Source organism: Streptomyces sp. NPDC088785 (genome assembly GCF_044750685.1).
Taxonomy (GTDB): Bacteria; Actinomycetota; Actinomycetes; order Streptomycetales; family Streptomycetaceae; genus Streptomyces.
Genome location: NZ_JBIVKH010000004.1, coordinates 210,283 through 232,746 on the forward strand (window position 1 = coordinate 210,283; position 22,464 = coordinate 232,746).

The 22,464-nt window shown below is 73.0% G+C and carries 13 protein-coding genes; 5 read left to right on the forward strand and 8 right to left on the reverse strand.

Features of this window, described 5'->3' with window-relative positions:
• Positions 1–98 precede the first annotated feature (98 nt).
• Positions 99–3,875 (reverse strand): helix-turn-helix domain-containing protein, encoded by a 3,777-nt coding sequence (locus ACIP5K_RS14980; RefSeq protein WP_401409481.1) that lies wholly within the window; start codon positions 3,873–3,875, stop codon positions 99–101.
• Positions 3,876–4,116: 241 nt separating this feature from the next.
• On the opposite strand from ACIP5K_RS14980, the gene ACIP5K_RS14985 reads away from it, so the two are divergent.
• The 4 genes from ACIP5K_RS14985 to ACIP5K_RS15000 all read left to right on the forward strand — a co-directional run bounded on the left by ACIP5K_RS14985 (position 4,117) and on the right by ACIP5K_RS15000 (position 9,461).
• The gene (locus ACIP5K_RS14985; protein WP_401409483.1) at positions 4,117–4,548 is read left to right on the forward strand and encodes a hypothetical protein; all 432 of its coding nucleotides are present in this window, start codon (positions 4,117–4,119) and stop codon (positions 4,546–4,548) included.
• Positions 4,549–5,424: 876 nt separating this feature from the next.
• The gene (locus ACIP5K_RS14990; RefSeq protein WP_401409484.1) at positions 5,425–6,348 is read left to right on the forward strand and encodes an aspartate 1-decarboxylase; all 924 of its coding nucleotides are present in this window, start codon (positions 5,425–5,427) and stop codon (positions 6,346–6,348) included.
• A gap of 115 nt (positions 6,349–6,463) precedes the next feature.
• On the forward strand, positions 6,464–7,912 hold the full coding sequence (locus tag ACIP5K_RS14995) for a pyridoxal phosphate-dependent decarboxylase family protein (protein WP_401409486.1): 1,449 nt from the start codon (positions 6,464–6,466) through the stop codon (positions 7,910–7,912).
• Between the two features lie 16 nt (positions 7,913–7,928).
• The gene (locus tag ACIP5K_RS15000) at positions 7,929–9,461 is read left to right on the forward strand and encodes an FAD/NAD(P)-binding protein (RefSeq protein ID WP_401409488.1); all 1,533 of its coding nucleotides are present in this window, start codon (positions 7,929–7,931) and stop codon (positions 9,459–9,461) included.
• 551 nt (positions 9,462–10,012) lie between these two features.
• On the opposite strand, the gene ACIP5K_RS15005 is transcribed toward ACIP5K_RS15000, so the two are convergent.
• Positions 10,013–10,600, reverse strand: coding sequence for a hypothetical protein (locus ACIP5K_RS15005; RefSeq protein ID WP_401409490.1), 588 nt, complete (start codon positions 10,598–10,600; stop codon positions 10,013–10,015).
• Between the two features lie 373 nt (positions 10,601–10,973).
• Between ACIP5K_RS15005 and ACIP5K_RS15010 the strand changes: the two genes are divergently transcribed.
• Complete coding sequence (locus ACIP5K_RS15010) at positions 10,974–11,393, forward strand: hypothetical protein (RefSeq protein WP_401409492.1); 420 nt, start codon at positions 10,974–10,976, stop codon at positions 11,391–11,393.
• A 218-nt stretch (positions 11,394–11,611) separates the two neighbouring features.
• Here ACIP5K_RS15010 and ACIP5K_RS15015 read toward each other — a convergent pair whose 3' ends face one another.
• The 6 genes from ACIP5K_RS15015 to ACIP5K_RS15040 all read right to left on the reverse strand — a co-directional run bounded on the left by ACIP5K_RS15015 (position 11,612) and on the right by ACIP5K_RS15040 (position 22,430).
• Entirely contained in the window at positions 11,612–12,757 is a 1,146-nt protein-coding gene (locus ACIP5K_RS15015; protein WP_401409494.1) for a cytochrome P450, read from the reverse strand.
• 412 nt (positions 12,758–13,169) lie between these two features.
• Positions 13,170–15,467 carry a M20/M25/M40 family metallo-hydrolase gene (locus ACIP5K_RS15020; protein ID WP_401409496.1) on the reverse strand — a complete coding sequence of 766 codons (2,298 nt, stop codon included), beginning with the start codon at positions 15,465–15,467 and terminating at the stop codon, positions 13,170–13,172.
• Positions 15,464–17,218: an AMP-binding protein gene (locus ACIP5K_RS15025; protein ID WP_401409498.1), complete on the reverse strand. Its 1,755-nt coding sequence runs from the start codon at positions 17,216–17,218 to the stop codon at positions 15,464–15,466. The genes ACIP5K_RS15020 and ACIP5K_RS15025 overlap by 4 nt, the downstream gene beginning before the upstream one ends.
• Positions 17,215–20,532: an amino acid adenylation domain-containing protein gene (locus tag ACIP5K_RS15030; RefSeq protein ID WP_401409500.1), complete on the reverse strand. Its 3,318-nt coding sequence runs from the start codon at positions 20,530–20,532 to the stop codon at positions 17,215–17,217. The genes ACIP5K_RS15025 and ACIP5K_RS15030 overlap by 4 nt, the downstream gene beginning before the upstream one ends.
• Entirely contained in the window at positions 20,529–21,344 is an 816-nt protein-coding gene (locus ACIP5K_RS15035; RefSeq protein WP_401409502.1) for a class I SAM-dependent methyltransferase, read from the reverse strand. Before ACIP5K_RS15035 ends, ACIP5K_RS15030 begins: the two co-directional genes overlap by 4 nt.
• 12 nt (positions 21,345–21,356) lie before the next feature.
• Positions 21,357–22,430 (reverse strand): ornithine cyclodeaminase family protein, encoded by a 1,074-nt coding sequence (locus ACIP5K_RS15040; RefSeq protein WP_401409504.1) that lies wholly within the window; start codon positions 22,428–22,430, stop codon positions 21,357–21,359.
• Between the last annotated feature and the right edge of the window lie 34 nt (positions 22,431–22,464).

Sequence of the window (22,464 nt, forward strand, 5' to 3'; positions counted from 1 at the left end):
CGGGGGCGTGGATCCTGCCTGACCCACGCCGGGTCCGCCCCGACCGGTTGCCGGTGACCCGAGCGACGTCCGCACCGCGAGCGCCGGGGCGCGCAGGATCAGCAGGTCTTGCGGTACGGGATGTCGGGGAGGTACGCCTCCCATTCCGTGGGGGAGAGCCCGGAGCCGATACGGTCACAAACCTGGCGGGCCACGTGTGCTGGAGCGATGCCGTACGCCTGGAACCGGACGTGCGAGCCGGCTGCGTACAGCGTGGTGCCGTCCCGGTCGAAGGCGATAGCGAGGGGCAGATCACCGGGGGTCGGGAAGGCGGAGCCGAGGGGTCGGCTGGAGGCCACGTCCCAGAGCTGGACGGTGCCCCCGCTGCCGGCCACCGCCAGCGTGGCGCCGTCCGGCGAGAAGACGAGTGCGGTGACGGACTCGCCGGGTCCCGTACCGGCCACACCCACGCGATCGCGCACACCGCCGTCCCACACCGTGACGTGTCCCCGAGCGTCGCCCGCCGCGAAGTGCGCCCCGTCCGGGCTGAAGGCCAGTACATCAGCGATGGCGTCGCCGAGTGCGCGGTAACGCGTCGTTCCGGTACGCAGGTCGATCACTTGGTCCTGCCCGGTGACGAGCAGTCGCTGGTCGTCGCGTACGGCCATGCCCTGTGCGGAAATGTCGTCCAGGGTCCGAAGACGTGTCCTGCGCGGTACGTCCCAGACCTCCAGGACCTGCCGTGTCATGGTGCTCCAGGAGACGTACAGCGTGCGGCCGTCGGGGCTCAGTGCCAATCCGTCGACGGCAGCCGGTCCGTCCCGGTCGGGTCGGACAGTGATGGTCGCGTGCCTGCGGTGTGTCGACGCGTCCCACATGGTGATGGGCTGTCCGGAGGGGGCCGGGAGAGCGTCGCTCCGGGCGTACGCGAAGGTGCGGCCGTCGGCACTCATCGCCATCCTGTCGAGGCAGTCCATGCGCACCGACGCCGCTTGCAGGTCCTCGCCGTCGACCCTGCCCGTCTCCTTGTCGGCACGCAGGTCCAGAGGCAGGTCGGCCGCTGCGTCCGGGTCGGCCGCCTCGACGGGACACGGCTTGTCCGGCAGGGTCACAAAGGCCTTGCCGGCCCGGGTGTCCCACAGGTGGACACCCTTGTCGCCTCTGCCGTCCGCCGGGGCGCTCAGGACGGCCGACGTCCGACCGTCCCGCGACAGCAGGGCGTCGTTCACGGTCTGCCGGCGCCAGCCGGGCCCGGTCGCCGGGCCCAGTGCCAGGGACCGGACGGCGGTACCCGAGCCGTCGAGGTAGCGGATCTCGCCCGAGGTGAAGTCCACCGCGTACTGGTCGGCCGTCTCGTTCACCAGGGTGTGGCGGAACACGGGGGCGGCATCGGGTGACGCGAGGCGTGACACAAGGACCTGGCCTTCCTCGTCGATCGCGGTGACGAACTCGCCGTCCCGGCTGAACCTCAGGTCGGCCACCCCCTCCGTGTGCAGCCGGGCGAGGGCACGCCCCGAGGCGACGTCCCGGACAAGGACCTCGGTGGATGACCCGAGCGCGATGGCGGTGCCGTCCCGCGACAGGGCGAGCCCGGGCCGCGAGCAGAACTTCCGGCTGTACCCGGCCGTCCAGGGCAGCGGCAGGGGGGCACGGCGGGAGACGTCCCAGATCCGCAACGGCTGACGGGTGCCGCAGGTCGCCAGCCTGCGCCCGTCCCCGCTGATGACGGCGCTCGACGCCATCTCCCCCTCGTCCCCCGTCGGGACACGCAGCCGCAGCCGGTGCCTCGGTACGTCCCAGACCTGTATTCCGCGCCCGGCCCGGACCATGAGACTGTGTCCGTCCCCGCTGAAGTCGTCGGCCATCTCCGCGCGCAGGTGTCCCGTCGGCCGTCCGGCGCGGATGTCCCACAACGTCACGGCGTTTTCGCCGCCCAGCACCAAGGTCCGGCCGTCCGGGCCGATCAGGTCCTGGTAGGAGCCGGACAACAGACGACCGGGCCCCGGATAGGTGTGGATGAGTCGGTGAGTGCGCAGGTCCCAGACGCGGACGTGGTCGCGGGTGGCCGACACCAGGGTCCGTCCGTCGCCGGTGAGACGGCGGACGGCGAGCCGGTCGTCGCGTTCGGGGACGGTGAAGACGTCCCGTTCATGGCGGTTGAGCGCGGACAGCACGGCCGAGCGGGTCTCCACGGTATGGGCGAGTCGCCAGGACGCGATGCTCAGCCGGGCCGCGGTGACCGGGTCGGCAGCGCGCATGCTGTCGGCCATCGCCGCGATCCGGCGTGCCTCGGACTCCCGGTGGAGACGGTCGCTGGTGCGGGACTGCTGCCAGGCGGTGACGCCCGCCACGAGAGCGAGGGCGACGAGAGTGGCGATGGTGGTCAGCAAGGTATGGCGGCGCCGCAGCTCCCGTCTGCGCGTGGTGCGGCCGGCACTCAGGAAGGCGTGCTCCACGGAGGTGAGCGGCTGGTCGGCGAGGTGTTCGTCCGCCGTGACCAGCCGCGTGCCCCGGTAGAGGGCCCCCGGATCGCGGGCCAGGGCCTCCCAGGCGCCGGCCGCCTCGGTCAGACGGCGATGGGTGCGCAGGCGGTCCCGGCTCTCCTCGACCCAGCCGTTGAGCCGGGGCCAGGACGTGATGAGGGCCTCGTGGGCGAGGTCGACCGTGTTGTCGTCGAGGGTGAGCAGACGCGCCCGGGCCAGACGGTCGAGGACCGCGGTCACCCGCTTCGCCGGGGCGAAGTCCAGCTCCGTACGGTCGACGGGGCGGCGGGTGTCCGGGGAGCCCTCGCCGGGGGTGATCAACCGCAGGAGCACCAGCCGGGCCAGCTCCGCGTCCTCGGCCGACAGTGCCGCATAGACCTCCTCGGCGGTCTTCGCGATGGCGCCGTGGACGCCGCCCGCTGCCTCGTACGCCTCCATCGTCAGCGCACGGCCCCGGCGACGGCGCCAGGTCTCGCGCAGGGCGTGGGACAGCAGCGGTAACCCGCCGGCCTCGCCGTCCACGGCCTCCACGAGGCGGGCGGTCAGTTCACGTTCGACGATCAGCCCCGCCGTCTGCGCCGGTCGGACGATCACCTCGCGCAACTCGGCGCGATTCATCGGCCCCACCAGCAGACTGGCCTCCTGCAACGCGTCGGCGAATTCGCGGTGCTCGGCGCAGCGGCCGTAGAAATCGGCGCGCACAGCGATCACGACGCGCAGCCTGCTGTCCGCCTGGCGGGCGGCGAGCAGGGCCTCGATGAACCCGGTGCGCTCCTGTGTGTCCTGGCACAGCGTGAAGACCTCCTCGAACTGGTCCACCACCAGGACGGTGTCGCCGCCGACATCCTTCGGTCTCAGTGCCTTCCGATGAGTGCGCAGCGGATGCTCCCCCGGGGTGACGACCCGGATCTCGGCCAGTGAGGCGCCCTCAGTGCGCAGCGCGGGGATCAGCCCGGCCCGCAGCAGCGAGGACTTGCCGCTGCCGGACGGGCCGAAAACGGCGACGAAGCTGTGCGTCAGCACCAGTTCGCGTATCTGCTCCACGAGCGTGCCGCGGCCGAAGAACCGTTCGTGGTCTCCGGGTTCGAACCGGGCCAGCCCTTGATACGGCGACTCCTGGCCACTGCCCTCCTCGCGGTCGCGGACCACTGCCTCCTCGGTCGCTTCGCGCCACCGCCCCTCCCACTCCGCCACATCGCCGCCGCAGGCCGCCACATAGGCCAGGGAGACCGCCAGTGACGGCATCTGCTCCCCGGCCGCGGCCTGCGACAGCGAGGTCACCGAGTAATGGGCCCGGCGGGCCATCTCCCGATAGGTCAGCCCGCCCGTCTCGCGCCGCAGCTTGCGCAACTCGTCCGCGAACCGCTGTACCGGCCCCTCGGCCGGATCCAGCGGTGCTTCACGACGTCCCATCGCACCGGCCCCCTCGCGCCCCGCCATCCGTGTCGTGGCCACGTTAGGAAGTCGCCGCGGACACCGGCAAGGGCTTGCCCCGGCCTCCCAACAGGCACTTGGTGTTTGTTCGGTGTGGCGGAGGGGGCCTGCTGAACAACGGTGCGGACGGCTGGACTGGTCGTCGTCGGGCCGATCGCCGGACCGACGTGGCGCTGCACCGCAGTGCCGTCACTTGTCCGACCTGGAAGGAACCTCGACCATGAGTTTCAAGCAGTCCCTCACACTGTCGGCCGTTGCGCTGGTACTCGGCTCCGGCTTGGCCGTGGCGCATCCCGCGACGGCCGCCCCCGGAGCCGGCGTCGCGGCACGAGCCGGCTGGCACACGATCTGGGGCAACTCCTGGGTCCCCGCGCAGAGTGACGGCAACTGGAAGTCCGGGGCCTACAAGTCGCCGAGCAGGGCGACGCGCGCGGTCCTGCGCTGCTACAACACGCGTGCCTCGATGAAGGTACGCATCTTCGAGGATCTGGGCGGCGGCCACCTGCGCAAGGTCGCGGACAGCGGCTGGAAGCGGTGCAATCCCAACGGCCACATCATCGCCAGGGGCACGGTCAACAACACCCGCCACGCGTTGAAGGTCCGCCTCGATGGCCGTCAGGGCTCCTTCGTCCGCGCGGAGAAGTGGTCCTGAGAGCGACGGTCCGGAACCGCCGGACACGCGAGATGACCGGCCCCGGCGACCGCGGCACCGCCGGACACCTGCACGGAGCCGTGCCCGGTACCCGCGTCGCCGTCGCCCGCGTCATCCGGTCACCTGACTGACCCCCGCGTCCAGGGTGTCCGCTCCCGGCCCCGGCGCCGCCCTCCTCTCGTGGGCCGGCGCCGGGGCCGAAGGCGTCTCCGGCCCGGCCGCCGGATCCTCGGTGGCCACGGTTCACAGCGATGTCGCGAGCCTGGGTGCTGTTCGTGGTCGGACTCGGAACCCGTGGACGACCAGGCGGCCTCGACGGGAGCACGCCCACGGTGAGCGCCGCCCCGCCACCACGCCCTACTCGCCCGCGCGCTGAGACGGGTCGTGGGCGGTCGCCTGATGCCAGGTGGCGACGGCCCGGTGGGAGGCGGGTTGTGGGGTGGTTTCGGTGACCTGATCGTGGATGTCGCGGAGGTCTAGCGCTCTGCCGGTGTCCACGGTCGCGTCGCGCAAACCATTCGATATGGCCGGTTCGTTTCGACACTCATGGCGTGATCTGGCATTGCGCGTCCCGGAATCAGGAGACTCGGGAGAGGAGTGGCCAATAATTGCTGCTCTGCCGGATTCTCCGGGTGAGGAGGCAGCGGGGCGGCGTCGTCAGTGGGGTGCGCGGGGTGAGAGTTCTCGGTGATGGTGAACGCTGAGGCATATGCCCTGGCTGTGGCGGTCTTTTCTGGACGTGTGCGGATCTCTGAGTTTCTGTCCGGGATTCCCCGGTGATTCGTTGGAGCAGGGAAATAAGGTCCGGTCCCCTCACTCATTTCCCGTCCACCTTTCGTGTGGGCGGGAATTCCGGCAGAGTAAGGAAGGTTCCGCGTGTCTCGCGAATACATTCATTCCCTCATCCACCGTGCCACCGTCACCGCCTCCGAAAAGACGTTCGTCGACGCGGTCCAGGTCGACTCGGAGGTGCTCGACGCGGCCGACCTACGGGTCGGGGAGCGCGTCGTGCTCACCAATGTGACCGACGGCCGGCAACTGGAGACCTATGTACTGCCCGCACCGGCGGGCTCGGGCGCCGTCGTGGGTCTCGGTGCCGCCGCCCGGCTCGCCTCGCGCGGCGCCGAGATCGTGCTCACCTCCTACATCCGGCTGGGCGAGGAGGAGGCGAGGACCCACACCCCGCACATGGTCATGCTCACCGAGGACAACCACGTACACGGCGCGGGCGGTCCCGTACCCGCCGAAACCGCCGCACTTCCGTCCCTCGTACCCGGTCTGGAAGCCCCATGGGCGCTGCGGGTCTCCGACGCGGGCGCCGCCGACGCCCACACTCTCGCCCAGTGGATGAACTCCCCGCACATCGCCCACGCCTGGGGCCGCGCCTGGCCCACGCAGGTCTGGCGGCAGGAGCTGCGCAGGCAGCTCGCCCTGGGCGTGTCCTGGCCCTGTTTCGTGTCCCACCGGAACAGCACCCTCGGCTACCTGGAGATCTACCGCGTGGCCGACGACCCGCTCTCCCGCCACATCGGGGCACGCCCCGAGGACGTCGGTCTGCACATCGCGCTGGCCAACCCCGAGGCCCGGGGCCACGGGCACGGTCCCGCGCTGCTGGCCGCCGTCTCCGACGCCCTGCTCCGCGAGGGCCCGCCCGAGCGCCGCGTCCTCGCCGAGCCGAACGCCACCAACGCCATGGCTCTGCGTGCCTTCGAGAAGGCCGGGTTCACCCGGCACGCCACCGTCCCGCTGCCACAGAAGACCGCCGCACTCATGGTCAAGGAGACGGCCGGGAACCACTGATCACCCCGGTCACCAACCGCTCCCCGCCCCACCCTCCGGCCCATGCCGGACCGTTCACCGAACGTGCTCCCCGCACGCCCCCCCCCACGCACGACCCGCCCTCAGGAGAGGTCCCATGCCCCCCACCCCCCTGCACGGCCCCGGCACGCCTTCGCCCGCCGGCTACCGTGACCTGCTCGACACGGCGCACGCCCACGCCGTCCGCTACCTCGACGGTCTCCCCGAGCGCCCGGTACACGCCCTCGCGGGCGACGAGGAACTGCACGCGCTGCTCGGCGGCCCGCTCCCTGCCGAGGGGCAACAACCCCACGACGTACTGGAGCAGTTGACGCGAGGCGTCGAACGCGGGCTCGTGCCCAGCGGGAACGGCAGGTACCTCGGCTATGTCGTCGGCGGCACCCTCCCGGTCGCCCTCGCCGCGGACTGGCTCACCTCGGCCTGGGACCAGAACTGCATCGTGCACGACATCTCGCCGGCCACCGCCGTGGTCGAGGACATCTGCCGGGCCTGGCTGGTCGACCTGTTCGGCCTGCCCGCGGCGACCTCCGCCGCGTTCGTACCGGCCTGCACCCACGCGGAACTCCTCTGCCTCGCCGTCGCACGACACACAGTCCTCGCCCGCCACGGCTGGGACGTCGCCGCCAGCGGACTCGACGGAGCGCCGCCCGTGCGCGTACTGATCAATGCCACGGCGCACGCCGCGGTCGTCAGGTCCCTGGAATTCCTCGGCCTGGGCGGCGCCGTCGAGCGCGTCCCGGTCGACGCCGAGGCCCGGATGCTGCCCGCCGCGCTCGACGCCGCCGTCCGCGCCGCCGACGGACACCCGTTGATCGTCTGCGCCCAGGCGGGAGAGATCAACACGGGAGGCATCGACCACCTGCGCACCGTCTGCGAGACCACGCACGCCGCCGACGGCTGGGTGCATCTCGACGGCGCGTTCGGACTGTGGGCAGCGGCCTCGCCCACCCTGCGCAGCAACGTCGCCGACGGCGTCGAACTGTGCGACTCATGGGCCACTGACGCCCACAAATGGCTCAACACCCCCTACGACGGTGCCGTCGCCCTCATCGCCGACCCGACGGCACACCGCGCCGCACTGCCCCTGGACGCCTCCTACCTCCAACTCCAGCCCGACCAGCGCCACCCCGTCGAGTGGGGGCTCGAAGTCTCGCGTCGCTCCCGCGTCTTCCCGCTCTGGGCCGCGCTGCGCACCCTCGGCGCCCAGGGCGTGGCCGAACTCGTCGACCGCTGCTGCGCCCACGCCCGGCTGCTGGCCGCCCGACTACGGGCCGAACCCGGGATCACCGTCGTCAACGACGTCTCACTCAATCAGGTCATCGTCACCTTCGCGCCGTCCGACGCGGACGCGGACGCCGACGCCGTCGACGCCCGCACCCTGCGCGTCGCCCTCGCCCTCCAGGCCGAGGGCGAGACCTGGGCCTCGCCCAGCACCTGGCAGGACCGCACCGTGCTGCGCCTGTGCCTCATCAACTGGGCGACCGACCGGGACGACGTAGAACGGGCCGCCGCCGCACTCCTGCGGGCCCACCGCACCACAGGCTGACGAGGACCCCCACGGCATGAGCACCCCCACCCATCTGAGCATCGCCGTCGTCGGAGCGGGCGCGTCAGGGATCATGACGACCCTGCGGCTCCTGCAACACCACCGCGCCCGCTCCCGCGGCACCCTCACCATCCACCTCATCGACCGCGCGGAACGCCCGGGCCTCGGCGTCGCCTACGGCACACCGCTGCGCGATCACATCCTCAACATGCAGGCCAAGACCATGAGTCTGTACCCCGGGGACCCGGACCACTTCCTGCGCGCCCTTCCCGGCCTGCTCGCCGACGATCCGCCGGCCTCGGCCCCGCCTGCGACCGCGACCGACCATCCGGACGCGGAAGCCCTGGCGGCCAGTTACGTCCCACGCCGCGTCTACGGCGCCTACCTCGCCCGTTGCCTCACCGACGCCCTCACGGCCACCGCCGGCAGCGGAGCGCGGGTCGAGTACCACCGCCGTGAAGCCGTCCGGCTCGCTCCCGCCCCCACCGGCGTCCAGGTCGACACCGAGGGACCGGGCCCGGCAGTCCCCGCCTGCACCCACGCGGTCCTGTGCGTCGGCGACCTGCCCCCCACCTCCTACCGGTATCTGCTGGGCCATCCGCACTACGCCCCGAGCCCCTGGGTCGACGGCTTCCCCGACGCGGTTCCCGAGGACGCCGCCGTCGGAGTCATCGGGACCGGACTGACCGCCGTGGACGCGCTCCTGTCGCTGCGCGCCGCCGGACACCGCGGCCCGCTCTACGCCTTCGCCCGCCGCAGGGGCTGGCCCGCCGTCCAGCCCAGCCGCCTGCGTCCGCACACGCCCTACCTGCTCACGGCGCGCGCCGTGCACGCCCTGGGCGAGGACGTGCCGCTCGCCCGCTTCGCGGGCCTCCTGCGCGACGAACTCACCGACCGGGTGGGCCGGGACGAGGTGCACGATCTGCTCAGCGCCGACCGCGGAGACGTCGTGCCGACCCTGCTGGCCGATCTCGCGCGCGCCCGGCAACCGCGCCCGCACTGGTACGAGGTGCTCGACGCCACCTCACCGCTGGCGCCCGACATCTGGCGCAGGGCCCGGTTCGCCGACAAGGCCCGCTTCCTGCGCGCCCACATGGGCCGGTGGGCCGTGCTGCGGCACCCCATGCCCGTGCCCAACGCCCGTTTCCTGGCCGACCTCCTCAGCAGCGGGCGCCTGCGAACGCTGCGCGGCACCTACGACATCCGGCCGGCGACCGACGGCGGCTTCGACGTGCTGCGCCGCACGCACAGCGGCACCGCCGTGCACCACCCCACGTATCTCGTCAACGCCTCTGGCCCCGGCACCTCCGCCTGGACCCTGGAATCCGACCTGGTCAAGGACTGCCTCCACCAGGGACTGCTGAGCCCGCACCCCCTGGGCGGCATCGATGTCGACCCCACCAGCATGCGGGTACGCGGTGCCGACGGACGGCACAACGACCGCGTGCTGTTCCTCGGCCCCCTGACCAACGGCGTGCACTTCTACACCAACGCCATCGAGACGAACCTGGCGAACGCCGATCTCGCCGCCCGGTGGATCACCCGGTGACCGGCACGGGACACGGCCGTCCGGCGGAGTGCGGCAGCCCGCGGCGGGCGCCGGACCGACGGACGGGCAAAGACGATCTCGGGAGGAGCGGGCGTGCGGATCGGTCACCCCGTCCGAGCAGAGCCGTTCCACGGGCCACCCGGCCACCCGGCCACCGCGGCGGAGGCGCTGTCGTAGACCCGGAGGATCCGTTCGGCCGCGTCCGGTGCCGTGCGTACCTCGTCGCACGGCACCAGCGCCGGCTCTTCACCGGCCGGACCGCTGTCTCCTCAAGCGGGCCGGGGGTATTCCCGTGTACGGCAACCAGCGCCTGGGGGCGAACGGCCCGACCTGGCAGGCATGGCCTGCCGCACCCGGGCGCCGCCCGCCCCCTACGACCCGCCCCCTACGGCCCGCCCCCGCACGCCGCGGGTGTTGCGCCGCGGCACGGGCGATCCCGCCTGCCGGCGGGAGCCGGACGGCACCTGGTGGCGTTCACGGCGACCGGCGCCGATGCCGGCCGCTGTCTCTGTCGTCAGCGCCCTGCGCATCGGCGGAGACCGGCCACGGGGTCACTTGATACGGAAGCTCGCCACGTCCCCGTGGTGCTGGAACCTGCCCTTGGCGCCGCAGGTCTTGGCCGCGATGCGGGTGAAGTAGGTCAGGCGCTCCGCGGTCCTGCCCTTGCCGGCGCCGTCGATGACGGTGCCCCTGCTCTCCTGCTTGATGGCGCGCCCGTTGCGGTAGACCGCGTCGCTGCTGAGCACCCTGTCGAAGGCGATGGTGGACTTCTGGCCGGTGCTCCACTCGTAGGTGATGGTCTCCGTGGCGGTGAGGGGATACGGGGTTGCGCAGGTGGCCGTGACCGCCTCGGTCGCGGTCTTCGCCTCGGCGCCGATGGCCGTTTTGGGGCCGGTGCTGCAACCGCCGATGCTCGCGTAGTGGAAGCGCTGGAGCGTGGTGGGATCCGTTCCGGGGGTGGCGCTCCACACGTACGCCTCCGAGCCCGCGGTGCTGCTTAGGCTGCCCGCGCAGACCACCTGGAAGGGGTCCACGGGGTCGGTGGGCGCCGCCGGCGCGGCGGGTGAGGCCAGGGCGACGGAGGGCAGCGCGGCTGCCACCGCGATTGCCAGTGGCCAGGTGATACGGCGTAGACGCATGGGAGTTCCTCTCGGACGCTGGGGCCGGTCCGGCTGCCGGACGCGCAACCGATCAGCAATCAATGCAGCACATATGACGCATAGTGATCAAAGGTCCGGACGTGTCGCGGCCGGTGGTGTCCCCGAACGGCCCACACCGCACGGGCGCGGCGCACTGACCGCCGATTTGCCGCCGGCGTCGACCGGCGTGACCGGCGTTCGGCTGCACGCCACTGCTTCGGGGCGCCACAGCAGATGCCGCCCCGTCCCGCAGCTGCCGGACCAGGACGTCGACGATCTCGGGGAGCAGCGCGGACACGTGACGAGCGTCGTTCCGCGCCATCCGGCATCCTGCTAGAACAGCGAATGCGGACATTCAGTACTCAAAGGTGCGATGTCCGCCGCTATCGCCCCCCACTACGACTGGATGGTCTCCATGTTCGGAAAAGCCGCTCGTTCCGCCGCCGTTGGCCTGCTGTGCCTGACCGCCGTTCTGGGCGGGCACGCCGCCGCTGCCGCCCCCGCCGCGCCGCAGGAGGGAACGGCCGCATGGGTCAACCTCCCCGACGAGCACCGCATCCGCATCGACGACAAGCAGGCCTTCGCCGTCGAGCTGTGCGCCGACTCCGGCACCCCCCGGGCGTGCCGGACCATCACGGAACGGTGCACCGACCAATTCGCCTCGGTCGGCGCCGGCTGGGTCAAGGCGGTCAACCGGAACAACCTGCGCCGCTGCCCGCAGACCGGCGGCCTGCCCGGCAGCGCCCTGCGCGGCGCCATGACCGACACCGTCTCCTACTGGAACACCCACTGAGGGATTTCGTACGGGCCCGTGGAGCCCGTGGAGCCCGTGGAGCCCGTGGAGGCCGTGGAGTCCGTGGAGGGTGACATCGCGTTCGGCCGCCTGCGCGGATGTGCGGGGTCAGCACGGCGATCCACAGGCTGAACCTCGGCGCGCAGGCGGTCGATCCGCTGGGGCATGCACACCGTTCGCTGCGCGCTGTCGCTATGGGGGACCGGGGTGGCCCGGAGTCACGCCGGTCCCCGGTCGAGCCGCACCGGTACATCGATCCTGCCGTTGAGCATCAGTGACGGAAAACGCTCCAAGGCGTCGTCCGGGACCGCGAGGGAGATGTCGGGGAAGCGGGTGAAGAGGGCGGGGAGCGCGAGGGACGCTTCCAGGCGGGCGAGCGGAGCGCCGAGACACATGTGGGGGCCGTGCCCGAAGCTGGTGTGACCGCCCTGGGGACGGCGGGTGACGTCGAAGGTGTCGGCGTCCGGGCCGTAGCGGTCGGGATCGCGGCCCATGGCGAGGTAGTTGAGCAGCACGGGATCGCCGCGACGCACGGCGGCGTCGCCGATCCGGGCGTCCTCGGTGGCGTAGCGGGCGAAGAAGGTGGCGACGGGAGCGTCGTAGCGCAGAAGTTCCTCGATCGCACCGGGCCACAGCTCGGGCCGCTCGTGCAGCAGCCGGCGTTGGCCGGGGTGGTTCAGCAGGGCCCGCAGGCCGTGGACGAGGACGTGCACGGTGGTCTCGTGGCCGGCCCCGATCATCACCAGCAGCGTGCCGACCATCTCCTCCTCGGTGTACGACTCCTCGCCCTCCTGCGCCAGCAGGGCGCTGACCAGATCGTCCCTGGGTTCGGCGCGCTTGAGGGTAACGAGCTCGGCGATCATCGATCGGATCCCGAGGACCGCGGCGCTCTTGCGGTCGGGCGAGACGGTCTCACTGAAGAAGTCCTCGAACCGGACGCGGAGGAGGTCGTGCCATGCGGTGGGGATGCCGAGCAGGGTGCCGATCACCCTCATCGGGATCGGAAACGCGTAGGCGGTGCGGTAGTCGGCCGTTCCGTCCGCGTCGCCCGCGGCGGCCGCGGCGAGCTGGTCGAGCTGTTCGGCGACGATGGCGGTCACCTGGTCGCGGAGCCCGGCGACCCGGGCCGGGGTCAGGGTCCGGGCGAGCGGTGTGCGCAGCCGGCGGTGCTCGGCGCCGTCCACGGTGATCATGCTGCGCGGCGTGTCGACCACCGACAACAGCGGCCAGTCGTCCGGGACTTCACCTCGCTGCCAGGCACCCCAGACGTTGATGTCCTTCACGAACCGGGCGTCCTTGAGCAGGGAGCGGCCCAGCCGGTCCGAGGTCACCACCCAGGCCGGAATACCGTCGGGAAGTTCCACCGGGACCAACGGACCCACCGCGCGGAGCTGAACGGCCTGGTCGTGCAGGTCCCCGTCAGTGGCACGGATCTTCAGGGCAGGACTCGCGAGCGACAGGTCCATCAGTTCTCCGATCGGGTGCGCTGTGGGCGGGGTCGATGGCGCGCGGTGGTCGGACGGTCAAGGCCGGAGGGTCGCCGTGGCCCGCCGATACGGCGCTCCGGTCCTCAGTCGCCGGGGATCGCGCGGCGCGGGTGCGGGTGAGCGGCTCGTCCAGCACGTGACTGAAGCCTGCGAACACCTCGTCCGCTCGGACCAGCGCCTGCTCGCGTTCGCTGCCCGTGCGGACGATGTCGGCCGTGCGGTCCTCGGCAGCGGCCGGGACGGCGCGGGAGCGCGGCGTACGTCGCGCTCCCGCGCCGGACCGGGTGATTCAGGATCCGGCGCGCAGCCCCGCCAGGAGCTGGTAGACCGTCTCCGTTCCCTGCCGCAGGGCCTCGACGCCGATGTACTCGTCCGTGCCGTGCATCCGCTTGAGCATGTCCCGGTTCACGGTGAACGGGTACATGCCGTAGACCGGCACGTTCTGCTCGCGGAACGGCACCGCGCTGGTCACCGCCTCGAACTGGCAGGCGGTGGCCCGCACCCCGGGATGGGTCCGGCGCACCGCCTGCTGCCAGGCGCGGAAGACGTCCGTGTCGTGGCGGGAGTCCGGGACCGCCAGATAGCCGCGCAGCCGGTCGACCGCCTGCTCCTCGCTCTCGCCGGGATTGCCGACCACCGTCAGCGTGGCCCGGTTGCCGATCAGGGAGCGCAGTTCGGCGACGATCCGCCCGGGGTCGTCGCCACCGGGCAGGAACGCCGCCCGGAACTCCGCCGTCGCCGTGCCCGGCACGATGCTCGGGTAGTAGCCGGCCTTGGCCGAGGTGAACGCCAGGGTGGTGCGGAGCATCGCGTTGTGCAGCTCGGGCGTGTCGCTGAGCCGCACGACCGTATTGCCCGCCCGGTTGCGCCGCGCCTCGGTGCGGGCGTCGAGCATCTCCCGTACGGCGGCGGCCAGGGCCGGGTCCGCGGTCGCCCGGGCGAGCTCGGCGAAGTACAGCCGGGACAGCGCGTTCGGGCGGATGCCGGCCCGCCAGCCGCCGAGCTGTTCCAGCACCTCGCCCAGCCGGATCACGGCCTGCCCGCCGAACGGCTTGGAGGTGTGGGTGGCGTATGAGTCCGCTTCCAGCCGCAACAGCAGGGAGCGCTTGTCGTTGCAGGTGAGCGTGGCGATCATCGGCGTTCTGCCGTCCCGCTGGTCGAGCACCCAGCCGCCCTCGGTGAGGACCGCGCCGGCCTCCACCGTGTCCGGGTGTTCGGTCAGGAGCCAGCGGACGCCGTACGGCCCCTGCTCCTCGTCGCAGTCGGACCAGAAGACGATGTCCCGGTCGAACCGGGTGCCCTGCCGGACATGGCGCAACAGGGCGGCGACGAACGCGGCGTTGACCCCCTTCATGTCGAGGGCGCCCCGGCCGTACAGCCTGCCGTCCACGATCTCCCCGGCGAACGGCTCCCGCGTCCACGCGTCCCCGATCGCGGGGACCACGTCCGAGTGGCCGAGCAGGACCAGGGGCTTCTCGCGCGCGCGGCCGGCGGCGGGGACGCGGGCGAAGAAGTGGACGTTGCCCTCCTTGGGGGTGGGCACGATCTCCGTGGCGACCCCGGCCGCGCGGAAGATCCCTTCCAGCATCCGCGCGTACGGCAGCGTGATCGCGCCGTCCCCGGGGTTGCTCGTGTTCTGCCGGATCATCGCGACGGCGAGCTCCACCGGATCGGTGGGATCGCCGTCGAAGGCGCGGCCTCCGGCGCCGCCGCCCGCCGCCGGTGCCGCCGTCCGCTGGGCGGCAGCGGCCTTCGGGGCGGTGGCCGCCGTCGCCCCGAGGGCGAGCACGGTGCCCGAGACGACCGCCGCACCGCTGCCGAGCACGGCCCGTCTGGACGGACCGGCGGCCCCGGACAGGCCGTCCAGGCAGGCGGACAGGACCGCCGCCGGATTCTCCTGGTGGGCGTAGTGGCCGCCCTCCACGGACAGCACCGTGCAGTCCGCGGTGGTCCACTCGCGCCACCGCCGGACGGCGGCCTCCGGCACGTGCGGATCGTCGACGGCCCACACCGCGCGCAGCGGGACGTGCTGGGGGGCGCTCGCGCGGCCCGCGTAGTGGGCGGCGAGCATCAGATCGGCCTGGACGGGCGGCAGCAGCACCTCCTCGAACTCCGGATCGGCCAGCAGCTCGGGGTCCGTCAGCCCGGTCCCGGTCGCGAAGGCGCGGGCGTCGTCGAGCGTCACCTCACCGCCCGAACCGGCGAAGTCGCCCGGGGACTGCCCGGCCACCACGCACAGCCGCGCCACCGGCACCTCGGCATCCGGCAGCCGACGGCAGACCTCGAACGCCAGCAGCGCGCCGAGACTCACCCCGATCAGGACCAGCCGCCTGCCCGCCGCGACCGCCCGCAGTTCGGCGGCCACCGCGTCCGCGTACCCGGCCATGTCGACGACGGGCTCCTCGTCCACCCGCATGCCCCTGCCGGGCGGTGTGACCAGCACCAGAGCCATGCCGTGCGGCAGCCGCCCGTGCCAGCCCGCGAAGGTCGAACCGTGCGCGCCGGTGGGTGCGAAGCAGACCACCAGCGTGTCGGCCGGGTCGCCGTGCGGGTTCTCGTCGCGGATCCTCAGCCAGGACGTGCTCATCCTCGCTCCTCCTCCTTGGCCTCGCGGCAGAGTGCGGCGATCGCGCCGACGGTGGGCGCGCCGAGGATGCGGCGCAGGGGGACGCGCCGGCCGGCGGTCTTCGCCAGCCGGTTGGCGAGCCGGACGGCGAGCAGCGAGTGCCCTCCGGCGTCGAAGAAGTTCTGGTCGGCCGCGGCGGGCGGAGCGCCCAGCAGTTCCTCCCAGAGGGCCGCGACGGCGGCCTCGGTGGCGTCGGACGGCGTGAAGCCCGTCGTCCGCTCCTGTCCGATGTCGGCCACGAGTGTGCGCAGCCCGGCGCGGTCCAGCTTGCCGTTGGGGCCCAGCGGAAGCCGCGGCAGCTGCTGGATGCGCGTCGGCAGCATGTAGTCGGGGAGCCGGTCGCGCAGATATCCGCGCAGGGCCGCGACGCTCACCTCCTCATCGGCCGTGACGCAGGCGACGATCCGCGGCTCGCCGTCGTCGAGGTCCGCGTACGCCCCGGCCTCGGTGACGCCGGGCGCCTTGCGGAGGGTGGACTCGATCTCCTCCAGCTCCACGCGGTAGCCGCGCACCTTGATCTGGTTGTCGGCGCGGCCGGTGATCTCCAGCGCCCCGTCCGGGAGATGGCGGCCCCGGTCGCCCGTCCGGTAGTGGCGCACCCCCTGGTCGTCGACGGTGAAGCGGTCCTCGCCGTCGCCGCCGACATAGCCGAGGGCCAGCGGCGGCCCGCAGACCCACACCTCACCCGTGACACCGGGCGGCAGCCGGCGGCCGTGCCGGTCGCGGATGGTGATGGACGCGCCCGCCACCGCGCTGCCGACCGGTACGCGTTCGGCGTCCCCGGGCAGGGCGGCGGTGTCGTACGAGGCGACGTTGGAGGCGGTCTCCGTCATGCCGTACAGATTGAGGAGCGTGGCGTCGGGCCAGACCTCCCGGAAGCGGTGCACGGTCCGCACCGGCAGGCTGTCGGCACCGCTGGTCACCAGCACCGGCCGGTGGGAGCCGGGGAGCTTCGCGCTCTCCTCCAGGAGTCCGCCGATCAGCTGCGGGGTGAGGAAGAGATGGGTGATCCGCTCCTCGGCGACGACACCGGCGAACAGCACCGGGTCGAGGAGTTCCTCGGTGCTGAGCGCGACCGACGGGACGCCTTGGAGCAGGCCGCCGAGCAGCTCCCACGGCGAGGCGACGAGCGCGGGCGACTTCTGCACCGCCAGCACCGCGTTCCCGGGGAACGGGTGGTCCTTCCACATCCACTCCAGCCGGCCGCGCACGGAACGGTGGCTGATCCGCACGCCCTTGGGGTTCCCGGTGGTGCCGGAGGTGTAGACGATGTGGAACAACGCGTCGTCGTCCGCCTCCTGTCCGGGCCCCTCGTGCACCGGGCCGTCCGCGACCGGGGCCAGCCGGACGCGGGGCGCTTCCAGGGTGGGGAACTGGTCGAGCCCCGGCTCGGCCAGCACCGCCTGCGGTCCCGTCTCCTCCACCATGCGGCGCTGACGCCGTACGGGTATCGCCGGATCGAGCCCGAGATAGGCCGCCCCGGTCTTCAGCACGGCGAGCACCCCGGCGACCGCGGCGGGACCGCGCTGGGCGGCGAGCGCGACCAGCGAGCCGGAGCGGGTGCCCTTGGCGGCGAGCTGGGCGGCCAGCCGGCCGCTCCACTCGTCGAGTTCGCGGTAGGTGAGCGAGGTGCCGGTGTGGCGCAGGGCGACGGCCTCGGGGCGGGCCGCCACCTGCGCGGCGAAGCGTTCCAGCAGGGTCGGGGTGGTCATGACGGTCCGCCTCCGGGCAGCAGGTCGAGGGATCGGATGGCAGTGTGCGCGGCACGCCGCGGGTCGGTGAGGGCCCGCAGCGCGATCATCGTGGAGTCGAGGACGTTGCGCGCGACCGGTTCGTCGAGCAACTCCTGCTGGTAGGCGTACTGGAGCAGCAGCCGGTCCGGGCCGTGCGGCTGCACGTACAGGGCGCAGTCGTACTTCGTGTATCCGGTTTCCAGTTCGACGAAGCGGAAGCCGACGCCGTCGGCGCTGGTCGCGCGGGCCGGGTACGGCAGCATGTTGAGCATCGTCTGGAAGACGGGGGTCGCCGCCGAGCTCCGGGAGGCGGCCGGCAGCTGACGCAGCGTCCAGCCGAAGGGGTGGTCCGCGGCGGCGTACGCGTCGTACACCGTGTCGCGCACCAGCGTGGTGAACTCGGCGAGTGTCGCGGCCGGGTCGATGCGCAGCCGCAGCGGCAGCATCGCGAGCATGAAGGCCGGCACGTCGGCCGTCTCCGGCCGCTCCCGGCCCGCCATCGGCGCCCCCACGACGACCTCGTCGGCGTCGCCGTAATAGCCGAGCGTCAGCGCGTAGGCGGCCAGCAGCGGTACGAACGGGGTCGCGGACGCGGACAGCGCGGTCTCCCGCAGCCGTTGCGACAGGGCCTCGTCCAGCACCGCCTCGATGATCGCCCCCCGGTAGGTGGGCGCGGCCGGGCGCGGCTTCTGCGCGATCTGGAGCACCGGCAGATCGCCCGCGAGCTGCCGCAGCCAGTACCGGCCCGCCTCGGCCGTCTCCTCGGCGGCCAGCACCCGGTCGAGGTGGTCGAGGTAGCGGTCGTAGCGGGTGCGGCGCTCGGGGTCGGGGGCGGCCGGACGCCGCTCGTACAGCTCGGCCAGCCGTTGGAAGAGGACGGTGGCGCCCCAGCCGTCGAGCAGCAGCTCATGCATGGTGACCAGCAGGCGGTGCTGTCCGTCCGGCAGCCTGAACAGTCCCGCGCGCAGCCCCGGCGCGGCCAGCAGATCGAAGGGGCGGGCGGCTTCCTCGGCCGCCAGCCGTCGGTAGGTGTCCGCCGTGACCTCCCGCGGCCGCTCCGGCAGCGGGACGTCCCAGTGCGGGAAGTGGTGCACCACTTCGTCGCCCTGCGCCTCCTCCGGCTCGGCGAACCGGGCGAGCAGCAGCGGATTCTCGGCCAGCAGCAGCCGCCAGGCGGCCGCCAGCCGGGGGACGTCCAGCGGACCGTCCAGCTCCAGGGAGCCCTGGTAGCTGTACGAGGGGCTGTGCGGATCCAGCCGCCAGTGGAAGTAGACGCCTGCCTGCTGCGGAGTGAGCGGGCGGGTGCGCGGGGCGTCCCCGACCTGATCGGTGGCGGTGGCGGTGGTGGCGGTCTCGGTGTCGGCGCCGGTGGGCGGGGTCCGGTTGCCGAGAGCGGCGAGCGCGGCCGGGCTGCCGTCGCGCAGCACCTCCCGCAGGCTCACCGCCGATCCCGTGTCCCGCAGGCGCGCGACCAGCCGCATGGCCTGGAGCGAGTCGCCGCCCAGCTCCAGGAACGAGTCGTCGCGGCCGACCTGCCCGCTGCCGAGCAGCTCGGCGACCAGCGCGGCGATCGCGGCCTCGGCCCCGGCCCGCGGCGGGCTGAAGGGACGGGTGCCGGGGCGGCGCCGGCGCGGCGGTGCGGGCAGCGCCTTGTAGTCGGTCTTGCCGTTGCGGGTGAGCGGCAGCCGCGGGAGCACCACGAACGTGTGCGGCACCATCGGCGCGGGCAGCCGCCCGGCCAGATGGGCGCGCAGCGCCTCCTCCGTCACCTCCTCGTCGGGGGTCGTGACGTACGCGACCAGCCGCTGGTGGCCCGGCGCCGGAGCGTGGGCGCTCTCGCGGGCCACCAGCGCGCCCTCGTCGCCGTCGGCGCGGACCATGACCGCGCAGGCGGCGACCGAGGGGTGCGCGCCGAGCTCCGCCTCGATCTCGGCGAGCTCCATGCGGACGCCGCCGAGCTTCACCTGCCGGTCGATCCGGCCCAGATACTCCAACTGGCCGTCCGGCAGCACCCGCACCGCGTCACCGGTGCGGTACAGCCGCCCGCCGCCGTCCGTGAACGGGTCGGCGAAGAAGGCGAGCGCCGTCCGCTCCGGATCGCCCAGATAGCCGCGGCCCACGACGAGGCCGCCGACGAACAGCTCGCCGGTCTCCCCGTGGTCGCAGGCGTGCCACCGGCCGTCCTCGGCGCGCAGGACGTACAGCGCGGCGTTGCCGATGGGCGCGCCGATCGGCAGGTGGCGTACGCCGGGGCCGGGCGCGCCGAGGACGGCGTGGGTGACGTCGTCCGAACACTCCGTGGGCCCATAGGCGTTGAGCAGCGCGATGCCGGGAAGGGCCTCGTGCCACCGGCGGGCCAGCGCGGGCGGCAGTTCCTCGCCGGTGGCGATCATCCAGCGCAGCGCCCCGGGCCGGATCCCCGCGCTCTGCTGGGCGTCCAGCAGGAAGCGGATCAGCGTGGGCACGGTCTCCAGGACGGTGGTGCCGCTCCGGCGCACCGCCTCCAGCAGCAGCGCGCCGTCCTGAGCCTCGTCGTCGCCGAAGATCTGGACACGGCCGCCGACGAGCAGGGGTGCCAGCATCTGCCAGATGGAGATGTCGAAGCTCAGCGGCGCGGTCTGCGCCAGCCGGTCGTCGGCGGTCATCCCGAGGTCGTCGACCTTGGCCCACAGGTGGTTCAGCATCCCCTGATGCTCGACGGCGGCGGCCTTGGGGCGGCCGGTCGATCCCGAGGTGTACAGGACGTAGCGCACCTCGTCGGCGGGCGGCGGCGACGACCGGGTGCGGCGGGCGTCCGTGGGCGCAGGGGAGGCGGTGCGCACGCCGGCCGCCTGAGCGCCCTTGACGAGTTCGCCGCTGTCGGCGGGGCCGCCGACGGTGAGGAGGAGCACCGCGCCGCTGTCCCGCAGCAGCGCGTCGACGCGGGCCGCGGGCCAGCTCGCGTCGATGGGCAGATAGACGGCGCCCAGCAGTTCCAGCGCGAGGAAGGCGCAGACGACGTCGGCGCCGCGCCGGCCGCCGACCGCGACGATCTGCCCGTGCGTGACGTCCGCCGCGGCCAGCTGGGCGGCGATGCGCTGCGTCCGGTCGGCCAACTCGCCGTAGCTGAGGGTCTGTTCGCCGTCCTCGATCGCCGTGCGGTCGGGCCGGTCGGCCGCGTGCCGTTCGACGTGGGCGTGGACGCCCTCGCCCAGCGGGTACGGCTCGGTGCGGGTCAGCGCGGCGGCGGCGGCCCGCTCCCGGGCCCCGTCGGCCAGCGGCAGGGAGGGGTGGTGCGTGGGCAGACCGATCACCGGGACCCCTTCTTCTCCGCGACGACGAGCAGGTATTCGACGGGGACTCCGGTTCCCCGCTCGTCCGTGGTGTGGAACTCCTCGGTCATCTCGACCATCTCGGCGCGCAGTTCCTTCCAGCGCGACGGCGGGGAGATCGTGTTCTTCGCGGCGATGCACGGACCGAAGCAGTCCTCGAAGAAGGCGACCAGGTCCTCGGCGGTCGCGAAGGGGTAGAACAGCTCCCTGCGTTCGGCCGTGATGGTGAAGGAGGGGCCGAACAGCTCGGTGAGGTAGTCCGCCGAGCCCCACAGCATCGGCTGACCCTGATGGCCGTTGGGCGACGGGAAGTAGGCCGACAGGATCTCCTGGAAGTGCGCCGTCCAGCTGCGCGCCGTCCAGTTGCACATGCCGATCCGGCCGCCGGGGCGCAGCACCCGGGCCATCTCGCCGGAGGAGGCGGCGTGGTCGGGCGCGAACTGCACGCCGTAGGTGGACGTCACCAGGTCGAACGAGCCGTCGGCGAAGGGGAGTTCCTGGGCGTCGCCGCGGTGCAGTTCCACCTCCACCCCCGCCTCGGCGAAGCGCTCGCGCGCGTCGGGGAAGAACTCGTCCGTCAGGTCGAGGCCGGTCACCGTCGATCCGCGCCGCGCGGACAGCAGCGCCACATTGCCGTTGCCGGTGGCGACGTCGAGGTGACGGAGGCCGGGCTCGGGGGCGAGCCGCTCGATCAGCTCGACCGCGCCGGGGCGCAGCAGATCGGCGACCTGCCGGTACTCCCCGTACGACCACATGGTGCGGTTGATCTCCTGGACATTGAGGTCGATGGCCATGGTGCGTCCCCCTCAGAGCGTGAGCCGGGTGCCGAGACCGGCGGCCTCGGCGCGGGCGTGGATGCGGTCGGCGACGGCGACGTCGAGGATCGACATGCCGAAGGGATTGCTGACGACGGTCTCGTCCTGGTGGCGGCGGCCCGGGTGCCGGCCGGCGAGCACGTCGCCGAGGGTGGCGTCCACCCGGCGGGCGCCGGGCTGCGCGGTCACCCCGTCGCGGGGGGCGCCGTCGGGGCCGAGCAGGGTGCCCGCCCGGTGCATCCGGCCGAGCAGGCGGCGCGGGTCGTCGCGGACCAGGCTCCAGTCGTCGACGATCACCGTGTCGGCGGCGAGCACCGCCCCCTCGGTGAGATCGTCCAGGGAGACGTGGCAGACCAGCGCGCCGGGCCGCAGCCAGTCCGGCTCGATGTACCCCTGCGTCACCGTGGTGACGGGCACGACGAGTTCGGCGTCCCGCACCGCCTCGCGTGCGCTCGCGGCCCGCACGGTCTCGACCTTCGCGCCCTCGGGCAGCGACGCGACGTACGCGGCGAGGGCGTCGGCGCGGTCGGGCGTCACGTCGTAGAGCGCGAGGGTGCGCAGGCTCGGCACGGTGCGCAGCAACAGCGCCGCGTGCGCCTGGGCGAGGGCCCCGCAGCCGACGAGCGCCAGCCGCTGCGGGGACCACACCGCCAGGTGGCGCACGGCCAGCGCGGTCACCGCCGCCGTGCGCATGGCGCTGATGTAGGCCGCCTCCATCAGCGCGACGGGCCGTGCCGTCTCCGGGTCGAGCAGCAGGGTGAAGCCCTGGGAGCGCGGAATGCCGCGTGCCGGATTGCCCAGTGAGGCGTTGATGGTCTTCATGCCGATGACGGGCGGGCTGCCGTCCCGGAGCAGTGCGCCCGGCATGGCCAGGAGCCGGGCGGCGTCGCCCTTCGGGGTCGTCCAGCCGAGGTAGGCCTCCTCGGGGAGGGCCGACTGCCCCGCGCCGTGCAGCGTCAGCGCCTCGGCCACCGTCTGCACGATGTCCACGCCGCGGGCGGCCTCGACGACGTCCGCGCGCGTCAGATGGAGGAAGGGGCTGTCTGGGTATCGCTCGAAGTCCATGGGGAGCGGGGCCTCCTCGGCCGGGATGGGGGAT

Excerpts from the sequence above, each read along its gene's own strand:
- ACIP5K_RS14980 (WP_401409481.1), bottom strand. The coding sequence starts at position 3,875 with ATGGGACGTCGTGAAGCACCGCTGGATCCGGCCGAGGGGCCGGTACAG.
- ACIP5K_RS14985 (WP_401409483.1), top strand. The coding sequence starts at position 4,117 with ATGAGTTTCAAGCAGTCCCTCACACTGTCGGCCGTTGCGCTGGTACTC.
- ACIP5K_RS14995 (WP_401409486.1), top strand. The coding sequence starts at position 6,464 with ATGCCCCCCACCCCCCTGCACGGCCCCGGCACGCCTTCGCCCGCCGGC.
- ACIP5K_RS15000 (WP_401409488.1), top strand. The coding sequence starts at position 7,929 with ATGAGCACCCCCACCCATCTGAGCATCGCCGTCGTCGGAGCGGGCGCG.
- ACIP5K_RS15005 (WP_401409490.1), bottom strand. The coding sequence starts at position 10,600 with ATGCGTCTACGCCGTATCACCTGGCCACTGGCAATCGCGGTGGCAGCC.
- ACIP5K_RS15010 (WP_401409492.1), top strand. The coding sequence starts at position 10,974 with ATGTCCGCCGCTATCGCCCCCCACTACGACTGGATGGTCTCCATGTTC.
- ACIP5K_RS15020 (WP_401409496.1), bottom strand. The coding sequence starts at position 15,467 with ATGAGCACGTCCTGGCTGAGGATCCGCGACGAGAACCCGCACGGCGAC.
- ACIP5K_RS15025 (WP_401409498.1), bottom strand. The coding sequence starts at position 17,218 with ATGACCACCCCGACCCTGCTGGAACGCTTCGCCGCGCAGGTGGCGGCC.
- ACIP5K_RS15035 (WP_401409502.1), bottom strand. The coding sequence starts at position 21,344 with ATGGCCATCGACCTCAATGTCCAGGAGATCAACCGCACCATGTGGTCG.
- ACIP5K_RS15040 (WP_401409504.1), bottom strand. The coding sequence starts at position 22,430 with ATGGACTTCGAGCGATACCCAGACAGCCCCTTCCTCCATCTGACGCGC.